The organism is Echinicola soli (genome assembly GCF_006575665.1).
GTDB lineage: Bacteria > Bacteroidota > Bacteroidia > Cytophagales > Cyclobacteriaceae > Echinicola > Echinicola soli.
On the sequence record NZ_CP041253.1, the window covers coordinates 194,550 to 211,833 of the forward strand.

The following is a 17,284-nucleotide window of genomic DNA, read 5'->3' on the forward strand; positions in this document are numbered from 1 at the left end:
CACTTCATAAAACTATCAAAACAAAAAACACACTACAAACTACAATAATTTAATATTTAAATAATCCTATATAAATTAAAAAAGTATAAATTCTTCTTAAAATCTATTAAAAAGAAGCGTTCCACTTCCAGTAAGAAAAACAACGTGATTCACGTAAAATCCGCCAACACAAGACTTCTTAGCTTCCTTATCTCCATTATCTCATTTGGTCTTCTGAAGCAGAAAAATGTTGCATAAATTAACGCAAAAGAAAAAACTAAAGGTTCTATATGATTTACAGTGGGTAAATTATCCTCGGGACTGTCCCTCTTGTGCGGATAGATCAGGGAAATAGTTTTGTCCCTACGGCACAAAGCCCCTTAGAGGCAACCTGATTTTACCAAGTTTAAATGCCTAGCGGCTAGGAATCCCTCCTCTCTATTTTAGCCGACAGAAGTGTAAGCAGGGATGCTCCGTTAGGTGCATTAGCTTGGTAACAGAAATTGTGGATCAAGCGAAAAAGCTGGGGGGATTAGGGTTGGTTTCGATAGCACGCAGATGATGCAGATTAATAAAATTTACGCTGATTTTTTTATACTGGAGCACGCATTACTATTGCTAAATTAAAGAGAAATATGCTTACCAAAACCACCTGTAAATCTCTCATCTTCCAGAAATATTGTTTGGTCCTCAAAATGTGCTAAAAAGGAGGCAGGCGAAAAAGCTGAGGGCATGAATCCCTTTATTTTAATAGGATTTCTTTTTTGTTTTTTTGCCACAAAGATTCTAAAACCCAAAGCTGTTTGTTTTCCATGAAATTTGGAATCCGCCTACAAAACACTTCGTGTCTTGGCGGCTTCGTGGCGACATACCAATTGAATATAAATCTTCTCCCGCCCCCAGAAATATTGCTTGATCCGAAATTAGATACAGTATCCTCACAGTATTCCATATAAGGCCAATAAAAAGGGGAGATCGTATAGCCTTACAACCTCCCCCTATAAGTATATAAATCGTTTCCTATAATTCCGCTTTGATCCTGGCTGCAATATCTGCCAGTTCTTGATCATTTAGCGTTAATTTAGGCCGGGTAAAATTGATATCATCCATCGTATTCAAGGGCACCAAATGGATGTGAACATGTGGCACTTCCAGTCCGATCACTGCTACGCCAACCCGTGTACACTTGATAGCCTTATCCACTCCTTTAGCCACCTTTTTAGCGAAAATATTCAGCCCCGAAAGCATTTCATCTTCCAAGTCAAAAATATAATCCACTTCCTTTTTAGGAACGACCAGCACATGTCCCTTTACCAAGGGCATGATATCCAGAAACGCGATGTAATTTTCGTCTTCCGCTACGATATGGGCGGGAATTTCTCTTTTAATGATCTTTGTAAAAATACTTGCCATGGGATAAAAATAAAAAATCCCGAAGGAAATACCATCGGGATTGTGCTTTTTAGTATGTAATGTCTAGTACTTCAAACTCCACTACACCTGCAGGTGCATTTATCTGAGCGATCTCGCCTACTTTCTTGCCTAAAAGGCCTTTCCCAAAAGGTGAGGCCAAAGAAATTTTATTGGCTTTTAGGTCAGCCTCTTCCTCTGACACCAAGGTATAGGCGACCGTCATGCCATTTTTTACATTTTTGATTTTCACAGTGCACAGAATCCCCACTTTTGACGTATCCATTTTGGAATTGTCCAGCACGCGGGCATTGCCGATCACGCCTTCCAGCTTAGCTATTTTCAATTCAAGAAGCCCCTGGGCATCTTTGGCAGCATCATACTCTGCGTTTTCACTAAGGTCTCCTTTGTCCCTTGCCTCAGCGATCTGCTTGGCAATATCCTGTCTTCCTTTGGTCTTCAATTCCTGAAGCTCATCCTTCAGTTTCTTAAGCCCCTCTTCTGTATAATATTGTACTTGTCCCATAGTCTTATAATTTCTCAAAGTGTGAAAAATAAAAGAACGGTCTCATTTCTGAAGACCGTTTCTCTTTTCCACTTGTATTTTGTGTATAGTGCAAATATAAGTAGATATTGATGACAAAGCAATTTTACCCTTTGGATTTATAGGCCAAACTGCCTTATTCCACTAAAAACTCACCTGAAATCTTACTTACGAGCACCTCATTGATCTTTTCATAGGATTGGAAAGTCCAGCCCGCTATATGTGGGGTAAACAGCACGTCTTTTCTAGTCACTAGCTTTTCAAAAGAACGCTTTTGGAGGGCTGTTAGTGCATGGAGCTTCTCATTTTCGAGTACATCAAGCAACGCTCCTTTTAGGATCCCTTTTTCCAGTGTTTCATTTAATGTCTCCAAGTTGATCACCTCTCCTCTCGCTGTGTTGATGAGGTAAAACGGCTTACTAAAATCACCTAATACCTCTGTAGTAAAGAAGTTCCTCGTTTCCATAGTGAGTGGGACATGGATACTCAGGACATCCGCCTCCCGCTGAATCTCCTCAAAAGTGGCCTCGGTGGCATATTCATCACTGTAGTGCTCTAAGTACTTATCATATGCAATCACATTAACGCCAAAACCACTAAGCCTGCGGGCAAAGGCTCTCCCCATATTACCATAACCAAAAATCCCTACGGTCTTGCCCTGAAGTTCTTCGCCCCTATTGCCTTCTCTGTCCCATATTCCCTGGCGCACTTCGTTATCTGCTTTCTGGAGGTTGTTGAACAGCATCAGCAGCATCGCTACAGCATGCTCTGCTACCGCGTCACGGTTCCCCTCAGGGGCATGAAATAGCTTTATCCCATGCTCTTCGATATAGTCCAGGTCTATTTTATCCAGTCCGGCACCCGCCCTTCCGATAAATTTCAGCTTGATTGCCTTTTCTAACAGCGGCTTGTCCATCGGCGTTTTTGACCTGATGATCAATCCTTCATAATCTGCGATGATATCCTCTATCTCTGCCCGGGTGATCTTTGGGCTATAATTCACCTTAAAACCTTTCGCCTCCAGCAAAGGTGTAATACTGGAGTGCATTTCATCAATTATCAGTATGTTCATCTATCTGTTCATTAAAAACTTGGCCACCCCAAGTCTTCTATTGTCAACTTTTAAAGGTTTAGCAGCATCATGGCCACTAAAAAGTAAACTGCTAACCCTAAAAGGTCATTTGCAGTAGTGATAAACGGCCCAGAAGCCATGGCGGGATTGATCCCTATTTTATCCAAAACGATCGGGGTCACCGTCCCCATAAACGAGGCCAAAAGCACCACGCTGAACAATGCAAACCCAACCACGATGCCAAATTTCACCTCATTGCCATAGACAAACACCACCGTCCCGAAAACAACGGCGCCCAACACAATACCATTCAGCACGGCCACCAGCAGCACTTTAGCAAATCGCCTCCCAATACTTTCGGCAAATACCGATTTTGCCGCCAGAGACTGTACCACAAGTGAGGATGATTGGATGCCTACATTCCCTCCCGTCGCGGTAATTAGCGGAATAAAAGAGGCCAGCTGAATGTATTTGCTCAATCCGTCATTAAACACCCCGATGATCTTTGCACCCATCAATCCGCCAAAAATCCCTATCAACAGCCAAGGCAAGCGTGCTTTTGAAAGCCGAAAGACTGAATCCGATTCCTCCACGTCATCGGAAATACCTGTCATCGCCTGCATATCTTCTTCTGCCTGCTCCCTGATCACATCCAGCACGTCATCGACTGTAATCCTCCCTACCAATTTATTTTTGGCATTGACCACGGGAAGTGCTTCAAGGTCATACTTACGCATAATCTCGGCGATTTCTTCTTCATCCATATAAGTGGGCACCGACATGATATCTTCTTCGTAAATATCCTTGATCTTGGTATTTGCAGACCCTAAAATAATCTTCTTTAACGCCACCCTTCCGAGAAGACTCTCTTTATTGTCCACCACATAAATAGAGTAGATTTTCTCAACATTTTCAGCTTGCCTTCGGATCTCATCAATGGTCTGCACCACCGTCCAATTCAAATTGGCCTTGATAAATTCCTTGGCCATCAAGGCACCAGCACTTCCTTCCTCGTACCGCAACAGCTCCATAATATGGCCTGCCTTCTCTCTTTCCTGCAGATGGCTGATGACGTCTTCCCGGTCTTTCACCACAAGCTGATGGAGGATATCCACCGCATCATCGGACTCCATCGAATCAAGCAAGACTGCCAATTCTTCGGATTCCATTTCCTGGACCAACTTAAACTGCGACTCTTCATCCAGCTCGATAAGCACGTCAGCGGCAAACTCATGTTCAAGCACCCGCAGCACAAACAGCACCTCCTCTATCTCCAACTCATCAAGCAATGAAGCCACATCAGCCTCTTTGGTTCCCTCTAATGATTCGCGGATACCTTCAATGTTCTCTTCCTCAATACTCGCTTTTAAGGATTCCAAGTACTCTCTCGAGAGCTCAAATTCTTTTATTTTTTCCAAGACAATTCCAGTTTATTGGTGAGTGAAATAAAAGCTGATACATCTAGCTGTTCTGCCCGTTTATCCAAAATGGGATCCTGTTTCATTTCGTCGGACAGGCCTAACGATTTCAATGCATTCCTTAACGTCTTTCGTCTCGTGCTGAAGCCCTGCTTTACCACCCTAAAAAACAACTTTTCGTTACAATCCAGCGTTTGGACATTGTTTCTCTTGAGCCGGATCACACCACTGTTTACTCTTGGTGGGGGATCAAAAACATCCGGAGGCACGGTAAATAAATATTCTATATCATAATATGCCTGCAAAAGCACACTCAGAATACCGTAATCTTTGTTACCATGTGGAGAGGCTATTCGCTGGGCCACCTCCTTCTGAAGCATACAGACTACTTCGGTCACATTACTTCGAAATTCCAGAACTTTGAAAAATATCTGAGACGAAATATTATATGGAAAATTACCAGCTACGATATACTCTCCCTCAATAACCTTTCCAAAATCATATTTCAGAAAATCGGCATCGATAATTTTTTCATTCAATTGGGGATATTTTTTATGTAAGTACGCAATTGACTCCTTATCAATATCCACCAAATACAGCTCCCATTCCTCCTGAAGCAGAAAGTCGGTCAGTACTCCCATCCCTGGTCCTATTTCCAATACCTTTTTGACGCCCATGTGACCAGTTACTGACATGGCGATCTTTTCTGCTATCCCAAGGTCTTTCAGGAAGTGCTGTCCAAGATGCTTTTTCGCTCTGACCTTCTCCATCTTTATTTGTCTGATAAAATTATACTAAATTGCCAATCAAAATTAAGACAATATATGTTAACCGCCATAAGATTACTAGACTCTCCGGGAAATCTTCTCCACCAAAGTGGAGTGATATTTATATCAGGTGAGAAAGACCTTGAGCAGGTACCTGTAGATAATACCAAGTCCGCCTATATCAACGCGCAGTTTTGGGAAAAGAATAAGTCACAAGTACATTTCTCAAGTGAAAACAGCCAATTGGTATTTGTAAAGGCCAAAGATCATGACAGCTCCAGTTATCAATTGGAACTGGCAAGAAAAGCAGGAGCTGCCAGTTGGAAAACGCTGAAGGAATCTGACCATCCCCGTGTTTATTATTTTGGAAAATCAGAGAAACTGTTATTGGCATTTTTAGAGGGAGCCGTCCTAGCTTCTTACAAATTCTCCAAATACAAATCCGCGAAAAACCAAGGGCCTTCTACGTTAGAGGTCTGTACCGATATTACCGATGAAAGCAATCTGGAAGAACTGGTCACGGTTTGCCTGTCCACTTTCGTTGCGCGGGACTTGGTCAATGAGCCGGTGATATACCTGAGTGCCGTCCAGCTAAGCAATGAGATCGAAAAACTGGGAAAAACCTATGGCTTCAACACTGAAGTACTGGATGAAAGTAAAATCACTTCGCTAAAAATGGAAGGCCTCCTCGCCGTCAATGCCGGAAGTGAACTTCCTCCGACCTTCACGATAATGCATTATAAGCCTGCTTCCGCCAAGAAATTCAAGAAACCCATTGTCCTGGTCGGAAAAGGAGTCGTGTATGACACCGGTGGACTTAGCCTTAAGCCCACACCAAACTCCATGGACTTTATGAAAGCAGACATGGCCGGTGCAGCTGCTGTTATCGGAGCGTTATGCGCTGTTGCCAAAACGGGATTGCCCGTGGAAGTGATCGGGCTCGTCCCCGCCACCGACAACCGCCCAGGCTATAATGCCATCACTCCAGGAGACATCATCACCTACCCCAACGGCAAAAGCGTGGAAATTCTCAATACTGATGCAGAAGGCCGGCTGATCCTTGCGGACGCACTGATCTATGCAGCCAAATATGACCCTAAACTGGTCATTGACCTGGCCACACTGACTGGTTCTGCAGCTGCTGCGCTAGGAAAAGAAGGCGCTGTGATGATGGGGAAAGCCTATGATGAGGAAAAAGGCTTCCTAAAAATAGCCGGCAAGGAAGTTTGTGAACGATTGGTGGAATTTCCCCTATGGGATGAATATGGCGATCAGCTGAAATCTACTGTGGCCGACATTTCCAATATTGGAGGCCCCACTGCTGGTGCCATTACAGCAGGGAAATTCCTCGAGCACTTCACGGATTACAACTGGATCCATATCGATATTGCAGGCCCATCGTTTATAAAAACCGGGGAAAGCTACAAACCTGCAGGAGGCACAGGCTTTGGGGTGAGACTGATCACACAATTTCTAAAAAACATTTCCAATTAAGCCCATTCCAAAAAAACGTTAAACCATCGCGCGATGCCCTCTGTCTAAATGCTTCCAAAGGAAAAGGATACGGTATTGAAAAAATATAAACAAACTGATGAAATGAATCCTAAAAAAAATAAGCCTGTAATTGGCATTACTATTGGCGACATTAACGGGGTCAGTGCTGAAGTGACCATGAAAGCACTCATGGACAATCGGATCCTCAAACTAGTCACTCCTGTCATCTACGCCCATGGCAAAGCATTGACTTTTTATCGAAAGCACCTAAAGCTGGAGGATTTTAACTTCATGCAGATCAGAAACATTGGCGAAATCCATCACAAAAAGGTAAACGTCATCAATGTAACCGAAGAATGTCCGGAGGTCATGCCGGGAACCGAGACTTCTGAAGCCGGTAAAATGGCCTTGGCAGCATTGGATCATGCCATTGCTGACATCAAAGATCATAAATTAGACGCACTGGTAACCGCTCCGCTAAACAAAAACAATATTAACGCTGAATCGTTGAAATTTGTGGGGCACACAGAATATTTGACCGAGGCTTTCGAGGCCAAGGAAAGCATGATGTTTATGGTCTCAGAGGACATGCGTGTCGGATTAGTTTCCGGCCATATTCCCTTAAGCCAGGTAACTGAAAGTGTCACAGGCCATAAGATAGAGCAAAAGCTAAAAATCATGCTGGCTTCGTTGCGCGAAGATTTCGGCATCGAAAAGCCACGAATTGCGGTTTTGGGGCTCAACCCACATGCCGGGGAAGACGGGCTTTTGGGCAAGGAAGAAATAGAAATCATCCAGCCGGCCATCCGGGAATTTAAGGACAAAGGCCATTTGATTTTTGGCCCGTATCCATCGGACGGTTTCTTCGGTATGATGCACCAGAAAAAATTTGATGGTGTCCTGGCCATGTACCATGATCAGGGCCTGGTTCCTTTCAAGACCTTGGCTTTTGACAATGGTGTCAACTTCACGGCAGGACTCCCTATCGTGAGGACATCGCCAGACCACGGCACTGCGTACAATATTGCTGGCAAGAACCTTGCTGACGAAGGTTCCATGCGCGCTGCCATCTTTATGGCCTACGATATCCTTTCCCAAAAACAACCTTGGGAAGAGGACGAATAAAAATAAATCGTAGCCATATTTTATATTTAAAAAATAGTTCGCTAAATTTGCGGTCTTAAACGAGCGGGAGGAATGGTTAAATTCTGGAGAGCTTTTGACATTGATATCATCAAACTCAACGAAGGAACGCATGAGTTTTCCTTTGATGTGTCCGATGAATTCTTTGAGCAAATCAAAGACAATGATCTGGTAAAAAAAGGAAATCTGAAGGTTATAGTTCTTCTACGAAAAGAAGTCAACCTTTTGGAGGCAACATTCAAAATAGATGGCACAGTGGAGCTCACCTGTGACAGGAGCTTGGAGAAATTTGATCAAGCGCTGCACACTGTCGAAAAGATCATCTATAAATACGGGCCGGAGGAGCAGGAAATCAACGAGGAGATCTTCGTAATTACCCGCGACACCCCCAAGATCAATGTTGCCCAATTGATTTATGAGTTTATAATACTTGCTTTGCCAATCAAGAAAATTCACCCTGATTACCAGGATGAAGAAGAAATGGAAGGCGAAGGCAGGTTGGTATATTGGTCAGACGAGCCGGAAGAAGGGGAAGAAGAAAATGATTCTTCCAAACCCGACATTGAAGATCAGATAGATCCCAGATGGGAAGCATTAAAAAACATTAAGAAAAAAGATTAATCTAAAAACTGTATAGAGATGGCACATCCTAAGCGCAAAATTTCAAAAACCAGAAGAGACAAGAGAAGAACGCATTACAAGCTTACCGCTCCAGGTTTAGCTCAATGCCCCACTACAGGTGAATTCCACTTGCCTCACAGAGCTTACTGGCTTGATGGCAAACTTTATTACAAAGGTCAAGTGATCATTGAAAAAGAAGTTCTTGCCTAAGCAAGTAGATTTGATCAACGAATCTTATGTCACTTAGATAAGTGAAAGCTATAATTAAATCCATTTGGAAAAAAACCAGATGGATTTTTTTTATGCAAAAAGGAGAGCCTTTGGCCAGTTTTGACCAAATTCCCATTTCCCTCTATCAGCTTCTAAAAAGACGTCCCAAAAATCGCGACCTGCGAACTGAAGCGAGGGCTGCAAGGTTTTAATCGGGCACAAAAAAGATTCTACTTCCAAAATTACTTGGTGGTAAGGCACATTTTAAATAATTTTGAAAGCCAAAATTATTTTGTATTTATTTTACATTAAGGAATACTACAAAATAGTATAGTGTAAGGGGCAAATGCGAACTTCCCTCCGATGTAACAACAGCATTTGCCCAAAACAAAAAATAAATGGAAAAAACTAGAGCTGTCATTACCGGCGTCAATGGATGGGTTCCGGATTACGTTTTGACAAATAAGGAACTTGAGTCCATGGTGGAAACCAGCGATGAATGGATCACCTCTCGTACCGGCATCAAAGAACGACGAATCCTTAAAGGCGAAAACAAAGCCACTTCGGACATCGGTGCCAATGCCATCAAGGGACTTCTCGAAAAGACGAATACTAACCCAGAAGACATTGACCTCATCATCTGCGCGACGGTAACCCCTGACATGCCTTTCCCGTCCTGTGCAAATACGATCGCCCATAAAGTAGGAGCAAAAAACAGTTACAGTTTTGATATTTCTGCTGCATGCTCAGGTTTTATCTACGCACTTACCATAGGCAGTCAGTTTATCGAAACAGGCATGCATAAAAAGGTCATCATAGTGGGCGCAGACAAAATGTCCTCCATCGTAAACTATGAAGACAGGACGACCTGCATCATCTTTGGTGATGGTGGCGGGGCCGTGTTATTGGAACCCACCACAGAAAATGTGGGCGTTATGGACTCCATGCACCATTCTGACGGATCCGGCTCCCCTTATCTGCACATCAAGGCAGGAGGCAGCTTAAAGCCCGCATCCGAAGAGACCGTCAAGGCAAAAGAACACTATGCTTACCAGGAAGGCTCTACAGTCTTTAAATTTGCAGTAACCAACATGGCCGAGGTAAGTGCCCGGATCATGGCCAAAAACAACCTCAAGGGAGACGACATTGCTTGGCTGGTACCTCACCAGGCCAACAAACGGATCATTGACGCCACCGCCAACCGCATGAACGTGGGACCTGAAAAGGTCATGATCAACATCGAAAAGTACGGCAACACCACCGCCGGAACCATCCCGCTCTGCTTATGGGATTATGAATCAAAACTTAACAAAGGAGACAATATCATCCTTGCCGCTTTTGGAGGAGGATTTACTTGGGGCTCCGTTTATCTCAAATGGGGATACGACCCAAAATAAATTAACATAACTAATAAAAATTTTATGGCAAGTACTGCAGATTTCAAAAATGGTTTATGCATGGAAATGAACAATGACATTTGGAGCATTGTGGAATTCCAGCATGTCAAGCCCGGAAAAGGCGCTGCTTTTGTCAGGACCAAACTAAAAAGCCTAACCACTGGCAAGGTCCTGGAAAAAACCTTTAACGCTGGAGAAAAAATCACTACCGCCAGAGTAGAAAGAAGACAGCACCAGTTTTTGTATGCAGACGACCTAGGGTATCATTTTATGGATACCACCACCTTCGAACAGATCCCTATTGAAGAGAAGCTCATCGACAGGGCCGACCTGATGAAGGAAGGGCAGCTGGTGGACATCCTTATCCATGATGAAACAGAAACACCCCTTGGTGTAGAGTTACCGCCTTTTGTAGAGCTTCTGATCACTTATACGGAACCCGGCATCAAAGGCGACACGGCCACCAATGCCTTAAAACCTGCCACACTGGAAACAGGAGCCACTGTAATGGTACCACTTTTCGTGGACCAAGACATCGTGATCAAGGTGGATACACGTGACGGATCATATTCAGAAAGAGTAAAATAATTTCAAAAGCTGTGTGATTTAGTTAAATTACATAGCTTTACGTTTTTATAAGCCCATTGATTGCTCCATAAAAAAAAGCAATTGTTAAAACATAATTTTATGAAAGCCAAAGAAATCCAAGAACTAATAGATTTTATTTCCAACTCGGGCTTAGCCGAGGTAAAAATCGAAACGGACGAATTTAAATTGTCCATCAAGAAAAATGCAGAAGCCCAGGTAGTCAAAGCTGTAGAAGCAGCTCCCGCACCTGCACCAAATCCGGCGTCGGCGCCAGCACCTGCTGCGGCTTCCGCTCCCGCCACAGAAAAAGAAGCTCCTGCGGCTGACTCCAACAATTATGTAGAGATCAAATCGCCGATGATCGGCACCTTCTATACCACACCGAACCCTGATGCTGACAACTTTGTCAACGTAGGGGACAGCGTAAAGACCGGGCAGACCGTTTGTATCATTGAAGCCATGAAACTGTTCAATGAAATTGAGTCTGAGGTTTCAGGAAAAATCGTAAAAGTCCTAGTCGAAAATGCCACACCGGTAGAATACGACCAACCCCTATTCTTGGTTGACCCAGCAGGATAAACTTATTTTTCCACCAATTTGAAAGAACCGTGTTTAAGAAAATACTAATTGCCAATAGAGGAGAAATAGCACTGAGGATCATCCGTACATGTAAAGAAATGGGAATCAAGACAGTGGCCGTTTACTCCACAGCAGATAAAGACAGCCTCCATGTGAGATTTGCAGATGAAGCCGTCTGCATAGGTGCGGCTCCCAGCCGTGAATCCTACCTGAACATCCCAAGGGTCATCGCGGCAGCCGAAATCACCAATGCTGACGCCATCCACCCTGGTTATGGTTTTCTTTCAGAAAATGCTGAATTTTCTAAAATCTGTGAAGAATACAACATCAAATTCATTGGTGCCAGCTCAGAAATGATCAATAAAATGGGAGACAAGGCCACCGCCAAAGCGACCATGAAAGCAGCTGGAGTGCCTACCATCCCTGGTTCTGAAGGTTTGCTCGACTCCATCGAGCAAGGCATCAAGATCGCCAATGAAATGGGATACCCGGTCATCCTCAAAGCCACTGCTGGTGGCGGTGGACGCGGCATGAGGATCGTCCGTGAAGAAAGTGGATTCAAAAAAGCATGGGATGACGCTCGCCAAGAATCTGGCGCAGCCTTCGGCAATGATGGCCTGTACCTGGAGAAATTCGTAGAAGAACCTCGCCATATCGAAATCCAAATAGTCGGCGATAGCACCGGAAAGGCCTGTCACCTCTCAGAAAGAGACTGCTCTATCCAAAGAAGACACCAAAAACTGGTCGAAGAAACGCCTTCTCCTTTTATCACTGACGAACTCAGGGATGCCATGGGCAAAGCTGCCATAAAAGGCGCAGAGGCCATTGGCTATGAAGGCGCCGGGACCATAGAGTTCCTTGTGGACAAGCACCGTAACTTCTACTTCATGGAGATGAACACCCGTATCCAGGTAGAACACCCGATCACCGAAGAAGTGACCGATTACGACCTGATCAAGGAACAAATAAAAGTAGCTGCGGGCATCCCCATCTCGGGTCAAAACTACTATCCAAAATTATACGCTATGGAGTGCCGGATCAATGCCGAGGATCCAACCAATGGTTTCCGACCAAGCCCTGGCAAAATCAACAACCTCCACCTCCCCGGAGGGCGTGGTGTAAGGGTGGACAGCCATGTATATGCCGGCTATATCATCCCACCAAATTATGATTCGATGATTGCCAAGCTGATTGTCAGCGGACAATCAAGAGAAGAAGTGATCGTAAGAATGAAGCGTGCACTAGAGGAATTTGTCATTGACGGCATCAAGACTACCATTCCATTCCACATTGCTCTTCTGGAAGACGAACAGTTTAAAGCAGGTAATTTTACCACGAAGTTTCTGGAGACTTTTGACTTCTCCATTATCAAAGGATAAAAAGCACAACTTCGACTATAAGAAAACAGAAAGGCTCCGATTTTGGAGCCTTTCTGTTTTTTGAACCTGTTTTTAACATGGTTTCATAATTGCTCCCTTTCCACTTCCCTTTTAGCGCCGACGTGGATCACCTTATAAGAACACCCCTTCATTAGCACCTCAGAACCTCCACTCATAGCATTATTGGTATAAAACTGATATATTTAACATCACCACTAATCATATCGGCCTATGCAAACTATACTTGGATCAGGAGGAGTTATCGCAAATGAATTGGCCAAGGAGTTAAGTCCGTACACGACCGAGCTCAGATTGGTTAGTCGCCACCCTCAAAAAGTAAATCCCAATGACCATACTTTCGCTGCAGACCTCACCAATGCAGCACAAGTAAACAAAGCAGTAGCAGGGAGCCACATCGTGTACCTTACAGCCGGGCTTAAGTACAAGACCAGGTTATGGGAAAATGCTTGGCCAAAAATCATGTCCAATGTCCTGCAAGCGTGCATCCGCCATCAATGTAAATTGGTGTTCTTCGATAACGTGTACATGTACGACCCCAATTACATTGGTCAAATGACGGAGAATACCCCTGTCAGGCCTGTTAGTAGAAAAGGGGCTGTCAGGGCCAAGATTGCAGATATGCTATTGGAAAAAGTAGAAAAAGGGGAGCTGCAAGCCCAGATAGCCAGATCCGCTGATTTTTACGGCCCCCATATCAAATTAAACAGCCTCCTAACAGAACTTGTCTTTAAGCCAATGGCCACATCGGGAACAGCCAAATGGCTAAGCAATGCCCACCAGCCGCACGCATTTACCTTCACGCCGGATGCCGGCAAGGCCCTTGCACTTCTCGGCAATACCGAAGATGCCTATAATCAGGTATGGCACCTTCCCACAGCCTCCAATCCTCCAACAGGCAAAGAATGGATTTACCTTATCGCCAAGGAATTGGGAAAAACGCCAAAACACCAGGTGTTACCGCCATGGTTTTTTGCTGCTTCTGGATGGTTCGTCCCTTTTATGAGGGAATTAAAGGAAATGCTGTATCAATATGATAGGCCATATGTCTTTGACAGCACCAAATTTCAAGAGAATTTTTTCTTCAAGCCTACCAAATACAAAGTCGGCATAAAAAAAATCATCGAGACTGAGTTTTCCACTTAAATCAAAACGTCTATTTTCCTTCAATATCCGCAACCAGTTCCTCATACCATGCCTCACCGTATTTACGGATCAAGGCATCTTTGACAAATTTATAGATGGGAACATTTAGCTCTTTCCCGAGCCCGCAGGCAGGGCTACAAATTTCCCATCGGTCGTAGTTCAAGGCATCATATTCATCGTATTTGGTCACTCGTACTGGATAAAGATGGCAGCTGAGGGGCTTTTTATAATCAATATCTCCTTGGATATGCGCCTCTTCAATACCACATTTCAACGTACCGTTTTCATCTCTTAAGGCATAAGCACATTCCCGATTATTTATAGTGGGCGTTCCTTTTTCACCTTCCTGGTCGATCACCCACGTACCTTGCTCCTCAATCGCCTTGATGCCCTCCTTGGTGAGGTATTTCTTGATTTTTGGATAAAGTTCTTCCAAAATCACCGTTTCATCATCTTCTAAAGGTGCTCCAGCATCACCTTCCACACAACAAGCCCCTTTACATTTTTCCAAGTTACAAACAAAGAAATGCTCTTTCAGGTCATCACTGAGCACTGCATTACCTACTAATATCATAAATTTTCTCTTTTCCGGTACAAAGTTAGAAAAAGTACGGCGCATATCCCCTCCATTCGCCAAAGCATTGCTTTATAGCAGAACATTTCTATATATTCATGAAAAATCAATGGAAATTCACTTATTTTGCAAGGTGCAAGCTGACTTGTCGCTCCGGTCCTAGAGGCTGGTGAGGAAAGTCCGGGCAACATAGAGCACCATACTTCCTAACGGGAAGGGGTTTAGCTGGAGACAGCTGAACTACAGACAGTGCCACAGAAAACAAACCGCTCCATCCCCCGGGATGGGGTAAGGGTGAAAAGGTGGGGTAAGAGCCCACCGGGCAGCGGGCGACCGATGCCGCATGGCAAACCTTATGGGTTGAAAGATCAAATAGGCTCCGGTCCAAGAGCTGCTCGTTCAATTCCCGCCTTGGCGGGAAAACCGGAGTGGGTAGATCGATAGATCCTGATCGCGAGGTCAGGGCCAGATAAATGACAAGTATCCATCCCATTGATACCGGGATGGGGACAGAACCCGGCTTATAGGCTTGCACATTTATCATTTAACGTTATACAATTACTTATGCCGAAAATCCTGATTATCGATGATGAGAAAGTCATCAGATCTACGCTCAAAGAAATTTTAGAATACGAAAATTATGAAATCCATGAGGCACAGGATGGTGTAGAAGGGCTGAAAAAAATAGAAAGCCAGGATTTTGACTTGGTGCTCTGTGATATCAAAATGCCCAAAATGGATGGACTGGAAGTACTGGATAAAGTTTACCAATCCGACAAGCAGCCACAGTTCATCATGATATCGGCACACGGCTCCATCGAATCGGCGGTAGAAGCTACCAAAAAAGGTGCTTTTGACTTTATCCCAAAGCCTCCTGACCTCAATAGACTTTTACTTACGGTCAGAAATGCATTGGAGAAGAAAGACTTGGTCACCGAAACCAAGGTCCTCAAGAAGAAACTTTCCAAAAAGCTGGATATGGTGGGAGAATCCGCAGCTATTCAGCAAGTAAAGGAAACCATCGAAAAAGTAGCCCCGACGGATGCGCGGGTACTTATCACGGGACCTAATGGAACGGGAAAAGAGCTCGTAGCACACTGGCTCCATCAAAAAAGCGGGCGGAGCAAGTCGCCATTTATTGCGGTAAATTGCGCAGCCATTCCTGCTGAGCTTATCGAAAGTGAACTTTTTGGCCATGAAAAAGGAGCATTTACTTCTGCCAACAAACAGCGGCAAGGGAAATTTGAGCAGGCCAATGGCGGCACCATCTTCTTGGATGAAATTGGTGACATGAGCCTTTCTGCCCAAGCCAAAGTACTCAGAGCGCTTCAAGAACACAAGATTTCCAGGGTTGGCGGAGACAAAGACATCAAAATAGATGTCAGGGTTTTAGCGGCCACCAATAAGGATTTAAGGAAAGAGATAGAAGAAAACAACTTTCGCGAAGACCTCTACCATCGTCTTAGCGTGATCCTCATCCAAGTGCCCGCATTGAAAGACCGAAAAGAAGATATTCCATTGCTAGTGGATCGCTTCCTGGAAGACATCGCCAAGGAATATGGCACTTCTAAAAAAGGTATCGATGAAAAAGCGGTGGCAAAATTACAGGAATATCAATGGACAGGAAATATCAGGGAGCTTAGGAATGTAGTAGAAAGACTGATTATACTGGGAGGAAAATCAATATCCCTCGATGATATAAAAAAATACGCTGACTTCTAATCAGCGTATTTTTTTATCCTTTTACTTCTTGGTTATCCATTGCTTTTGCGTAAGCAGGACAAGGCTTGCTCGAAGCACATGCTCCTAGTGCCAATAGGCCGGAAGCAAGAATAATAGCTGCTAGTCTTCTCATACTAAAATCATTTTTTATCCAAATCAAATATGTCCAATATTAAAAGGAATACAAAATTAATTCACCATTAAATTACATCCTCTAATCTCACTATTATCAAATCTCCCAAGGATCTCAAGCCTCCCCTGGCTATCAAAACGTCCCAGATCTTGCGTCTCTATAAATGCACTGGAATGAAAATTGGCCAAGTCTATGATGTTCACACCACCTTGTTTCCGTGGGCTCCAGGACAAAGGGTCATTGACATCCCGCAGCATAACACGCATGCTGGCAGGTAAGCGATATTTCCCCTCTCCCTGCGAATACGCCTGCGACATCAGCTCTGTCATACCATACTCTGAATGAATCCTACGCTGCTTAAAAGCATGTGTAAGTACCGCATGAACCTCCTCACGGATCATTTCCTTTCTTCGCCCCTTCATGCCTCCAGTCTCCATCACGATTAAATTGTCCATCTGGGGAAAATCCTCTCCAAACTGCTCCGCCAAGTCCAGCAAAGCAAAAGTCACCCCCAGTAATAATACCTTTTTCCCGTCCTTTAATTGCTTCAGGTGATAAAGCCGGTCGATCAATACATCGTAATTGTACAAATAGAACCCCGATTGGCCAGAGCCTGATTGCTTGATAAAATGATCGGCCATGGCCACCAGTGAGCTGCCCTTCCGCTCCAAATAAGCCGGTAAGAGCGCCAACACATGAAATCGTTCTAACGAACCATAAACCTGCTCAAAAATCTTCTGTGAATGCCTCAGGTAATATTCCTCAGACCAGATAAAATGCCGGCTCGTAACCTGGCCAGTGGTGCCACTACTGGAATAAAACGACTCAAACCCTTCATAGGGCCCACTCACCACCTTGTGTGACTTAAAGAAACGAATGGGTAAGAAGGGAATCTCATCCACCGCTTTCACCTCTACAGGGTTGATGCCCCGAGCATCCAAATACGCCTTGTAGGTCGTATTTTCTCTTGCTTGATAGTGAAACAGCTCCATGGCCAGCGGTTCAAAATCACCTGGTTCCATGCGCTGGACCTGTTCAGAAAAACTTTTGAAATAATTCATCGTTTTATTATCTATAATGGACAAATTTA

17 protein-coding genes and 1 other RNA gene are annotated in these 17,284 nt (G+C 44.1%); 11 read left to right on the top strand and 7 right to left on the bottom strand.

Going from position 1 to position 17,284, the window contains the following annotated elements; translation table 11 throughout:
• Nucleotides 1–999 precede the first annotated feature (999 nt).
• The 5 genes from FKX85_RS00885 to rsmA form a co-directional block, all read right to left on the bottom strand.
• Nucleotides 1,000–1,392 carry an HIT family protein gene (locus FKX85_RS00885; RefSeq protein ID WP_141612958.1) on the bottom strand — a complete coding sequence of 131 codons (393 nt, stop codon included), beginning with the start codon at nt 1,390–1,392 and terminating at the stop codon, nt 1,000–1,002.
• 49 nt (nt 1,393–1,441) lie between these two features.
• On the bottom strand, nt 1,442–1,915 hold the full coding sequence (gene greA / locus FKX85_RS00890) for a transcription elongation factor GreA (RefSeq protein WP_015264045.1): 474 nt from the start codon (nt 1,913–1,915) through the stop codon (nt 1,442–1,444).
• Nucleotides 1,916–2,069: 154 nt separating this feature from the next.
• Nucleotides 2,070–3,005 carry a 2-hydroxyacid dehydrogenase gene (locus FKX85_RS00895; protein ID WP_141612959.1) on the bottom strand — a complete coding sequence of 312 codons (936 nt, stop codon included), beginning with the start codon at nt 3,003–3,005 and terminating at the stop codon, nt 2,070–2,072.
• A gap of 50 nt (nt 3,006–3,055) precedes the next feature.
• Nucleotides 3,056–4,423, bottom strand: a complete 1,368-nt coding sequence (mgtE, locus tag FKX85_RS00900; RefSeq protein ID WP_141612960.1) for a magnesium transporter — start codon at nt 4,421–4,423, stop codon at nt 3,056–3,058.
• Nucleotides 4,411–5,193: a 16S rRNA (adenine(1518)-N(6)/adenine(1519)-N(6))-dimethyltransferase RsmA gene (rsmA, locus tag FKX85_RS00905; protein WP_141612961.1), complete on the bottom strand. Its 783-nt coding sequence runs from the start codon at nt 5,191–5,193 to the stop codon at nt 4,411–4,413. Before rsmA ends, mgtE begins: the two co-directional genes overlap by 13 nt.
• 54 nt (nt 5,194–5,247) lie before the next feature.
• On the opposite strand from rsmA, the gene FKX85_RS00910 reads away from it, so the two are divergent.
• The 9 genes from FKX85_RS00910 to FKX85_RS00950 all read left to right on the top strand — a co-directional run bounded on the left by FKX85_RS00910 (nt 5,248) and on the right by FKX85_RS00950 (nt 13,765).
• Complete coding sequence (locus tag FKX85_RS00910; RefSeq protein WP_141612962.1) at nt 5,248–6,684, top strand: leucyl aminopeptidase family protein; 1,437 nt, start codon at nt 5,248–5,250, stop codon at nt 6,682–6,684.
• A 102-nt stretch (nt 6,685–6,786) separates the two neighbouring features.
• The gene (gene pdxA / locus FKX85_RS00915) at nt 6,787–7,809 is read left to right on the top strand and encodes a 4-hydroxythreonine-4-phosphate dehydrogenase PdxA (RefSeq protein ID WP_141612963.1); all 1,023 of its coding nucleotides are present in this window, start codon (nt 6,787–6,789) and stop codon (nt 7,807–7,809) included.
• Between the two features lie 72 nt (nt 7,810–7,881).
• Nucleotides 7,882–8,448 (top strand): YceD family protein, encoded by a 567-nt coding sequence (locus FKX85_RS00920; RefSeq protein ID WP_141612964.1) that lies wholly within the window; start codon nt 7,882–7,884, stop codon nt 8,446–8,448.
• An 18-nt stretch (nt 8,449–8,466) separates the two neighbouring features.
• Nucleotides 8,467–8,658 (top strand): 50S ribosomal protein L32, encoded by a 192-nt coding sequence (gene rpmF, locus FKX85_RS00925; RefSeq protein WP_141612965.1) that lies wholly within the window; start codon nt 8,467–8,469, stop codon nt 8,656–8,658.
• Nucleotides 8,659–9,056: 398 nt separating this feature from the next.
• Nucleotides 9,057–10,055 carry a beta-ketoacyl-ACP synthase III gene (locus FKX85_RS00930; protein WP_141612966.1) on the top strand — a complete coding sequence of 333 codons (999 nt, stop codon included), beginning with the start codon at nt 9,057–9,059 and terminating at the stop codon, nt 10,053–10,055.
• 24 nt (nt 10,056–10,079) lie between these two features.
• Nucleotides 10,080–10,643 (top strand): elongation factor P, encoded by a 564-nt coding sequence (efp, locus tag FKX85_RS00935; RefSeq protein WP_141612967.1) that lies wholly within the window; start codon nt 10,080–10,082, stop codon nt 10,641–10,643.
• A 99-nt stretch (nt 10,644–10,742) separates the two neighbouring features.
• Complete coding sequence (gene accB, locus FKX85_RS00940) at nt 10,743–11,222, top strand: acetyl-CoA carboxylase biotin carboxyl carrier protein (RefSeq protein WP_141612968.1); 480 nt, start codon at nt 10,743–10,745, stop codon at nt 11,220–11,222.
• A gap of 29 nt (nt 11,223–11,251) precedes the next feature.
• Nucleotides 11,252–12,601, top strand: coding sequence for an acetyl-CoA carboxylase biotin carboxylase subunit (accC, locus tag FKX85_RS00945; RefSeq protein WP_141612969.1), 1,350 nt, complete (start codon nt 11,252–11,254; stop codon nt 12,599–12,601).
• Nucleotides 12,602–12,832: 231 nt separating this feature from the next.
• Nucleotides 12,833–13,765: an NAD-dependent epimerase/dehydratase family protein gene (locus FKX85_RS00950; protein ID WP_141612970.1), complete on the top strand. Its 933-nt coding sequence runs from the start codon at nt 12,833–12,835 to the stop codon at nt 13,763–13,765.
• A 10-nt stretch (nt 13,766–13,775) separates the two neighbouring features.
• On the opposite strand, the gene FKX85_RS00955 is transcribed toward FKX85_RS00950, so the two are convergent.
• The gene (locus FKX85_RS00955) at nt 13,776–14,339 is read right to left on the bottom strand and encodes a DUF3109 family protein (protein WP_141612971.1); all 564 of its coding nucleotides are present in this window, start codon (nt 14,337–14,339) and stop codon (nt 13,776–13,778) included.
• Nucleotides 14,340–14,471: 132 nt separating this feature from the next.
• Here FKX85_RS00955 and rnpB point away from each other — a divergent pair.
• Both rnpB and FKX85_RS00965 read left to right on the top strand, forming a co-directional pair.
• An RNA gene (gene rnpB, locus FKX85_RS00960) (RNase P RNA component class A) lies at nt 14,472–14,879 on the top strand.
• Nucleotides 14,880–14,903: 24 nt separating this feature from the next.
• On the top strand, nt 14,904–16,061 hold the full coding sequence (locus FKX85_RS00965) for a sigma-54-dependent transcriptional regulator (RefSeq protein WP_141612972.1): 1,158 nt from the start codon (nt 14,904–14,906) through the stop codon (nt 16,059–16,061).
• Nucleotides 16,062–16,250: 189 nt separating this feature from the next.
• Here the strand turns inward: FKX85_RS00965 and FKX85_RS00970 are convergent, their stop codons facing one another.
• Nucleotides 16,251–17,255 (bottom strand): LuxE/PaaK family acyltransferase, encoded by a 1,005-nt coding sequence (locus FKX85_RS00970; RefSeq protein ID WP_141612973.1) that lies wholly within the window; start codon nt 17,253–17,255, stop codon nt 16,251–16,253.
• Nucleotides 17,256–17,284: the final 29 nt, after the last annotated feature.

Coding starts and splice junctions, on each gene's coding strand:
- FKX85_RS00930 (WP_141612966.1), top strand. CDS start 9,057: ATGGAAAAAACTAGAGCTGTCATTACCGGCGTCAATGGATGGGTTCCG.
- FKX85_RS00895 (WP_141612959.1), bottom strand. CDS start 3,005: ATGAACATACTGATAATTGATGAAATGCACTCCAGTATTACACCTTTG.
- FKX85_RS00950 (WP_141612970.1), top strand. CDS start 12,833: ATGCAAACTATACTTGGATCAGGAGGAGTTATCGCAAATGAATTGGCC.
- FKX85_RS00970 (WP_141612973.1), bottom strand. CDS start 17,255: ATGAATTATTTCAAAAGTTTTTCTGAACAGGTCCAGCGCATGGAACCA.
- FKX85_RS00885 (WP_141612958.1), bottom strand. CDS start 1,392: ATGGCAAGTATTTTTACAAAGATCATTAAAAGAGAAATTCCCGCCCAT.
- greA (WP_015264045.1), bottom strand. CDS start 1,915: ATGGGACAAGTACAATATTATACAGAAGAGGGGCTTAAGAAACTGAAG.
- FKX85_RS00920 (WP_141612964.1), top strand. CDS start 7,882: ATGGTTAAATTCTGGAGAGCTTTTGACATTGATATCATCAAACTCAAC.
- pdxA (WP_141612963.1), top strand. CDS start 6,787: ATGAATCCTAAAAAAAATAAGCCTGTAATTGGCATTACTATTGGCGAC.
- accB (WP_141612968.1), top strand. CDS start 10,743: ATGAAAGCCAAAGAAATCCAAGAACTAATAGATTTTATTTCCAACTCG.
- FKX85_RS00955 (WP_141612971.1), bottom strand. CDS start 14,339: ATGATATTAGTAGGTAATGCAGTGCTCAGTGATGACCTGAAAGAGCAT.
- FKX85_RS00910 (WP_141612962.1), top strand. CDS start 5,248: ATGTTAACCGCCATAAGATTACTAGACTCTCCGGGAAATCTTCTCCAC.
- efp (WP_141612967.1), top strand. CDS start 10,080: ATGGCAAGTACTGCAGATTTCAAAAATGGTTTATGCATGGAAATGAAC.
- rpmF (WP_141612965.1), top strand. CDS start 8,467: ATGGCACATCCTAAGCGCAAAATTTCAAAAACCAGAAGAGACAAGAGA.
- FKX85_RS00965 (WP_141612972.1), top strand. CDS start 14,904: ATGCCGAAAATCCTGATTATCGATGATGAGAAAGTCATCAGATCTACG.
- rsmA (WP_141612961.1), bottom strand. CDS start 5,193: ATGGAGAAGGTCAGAGCGAAAAAGCATCTTGGACAGCACTTCCTGAAA.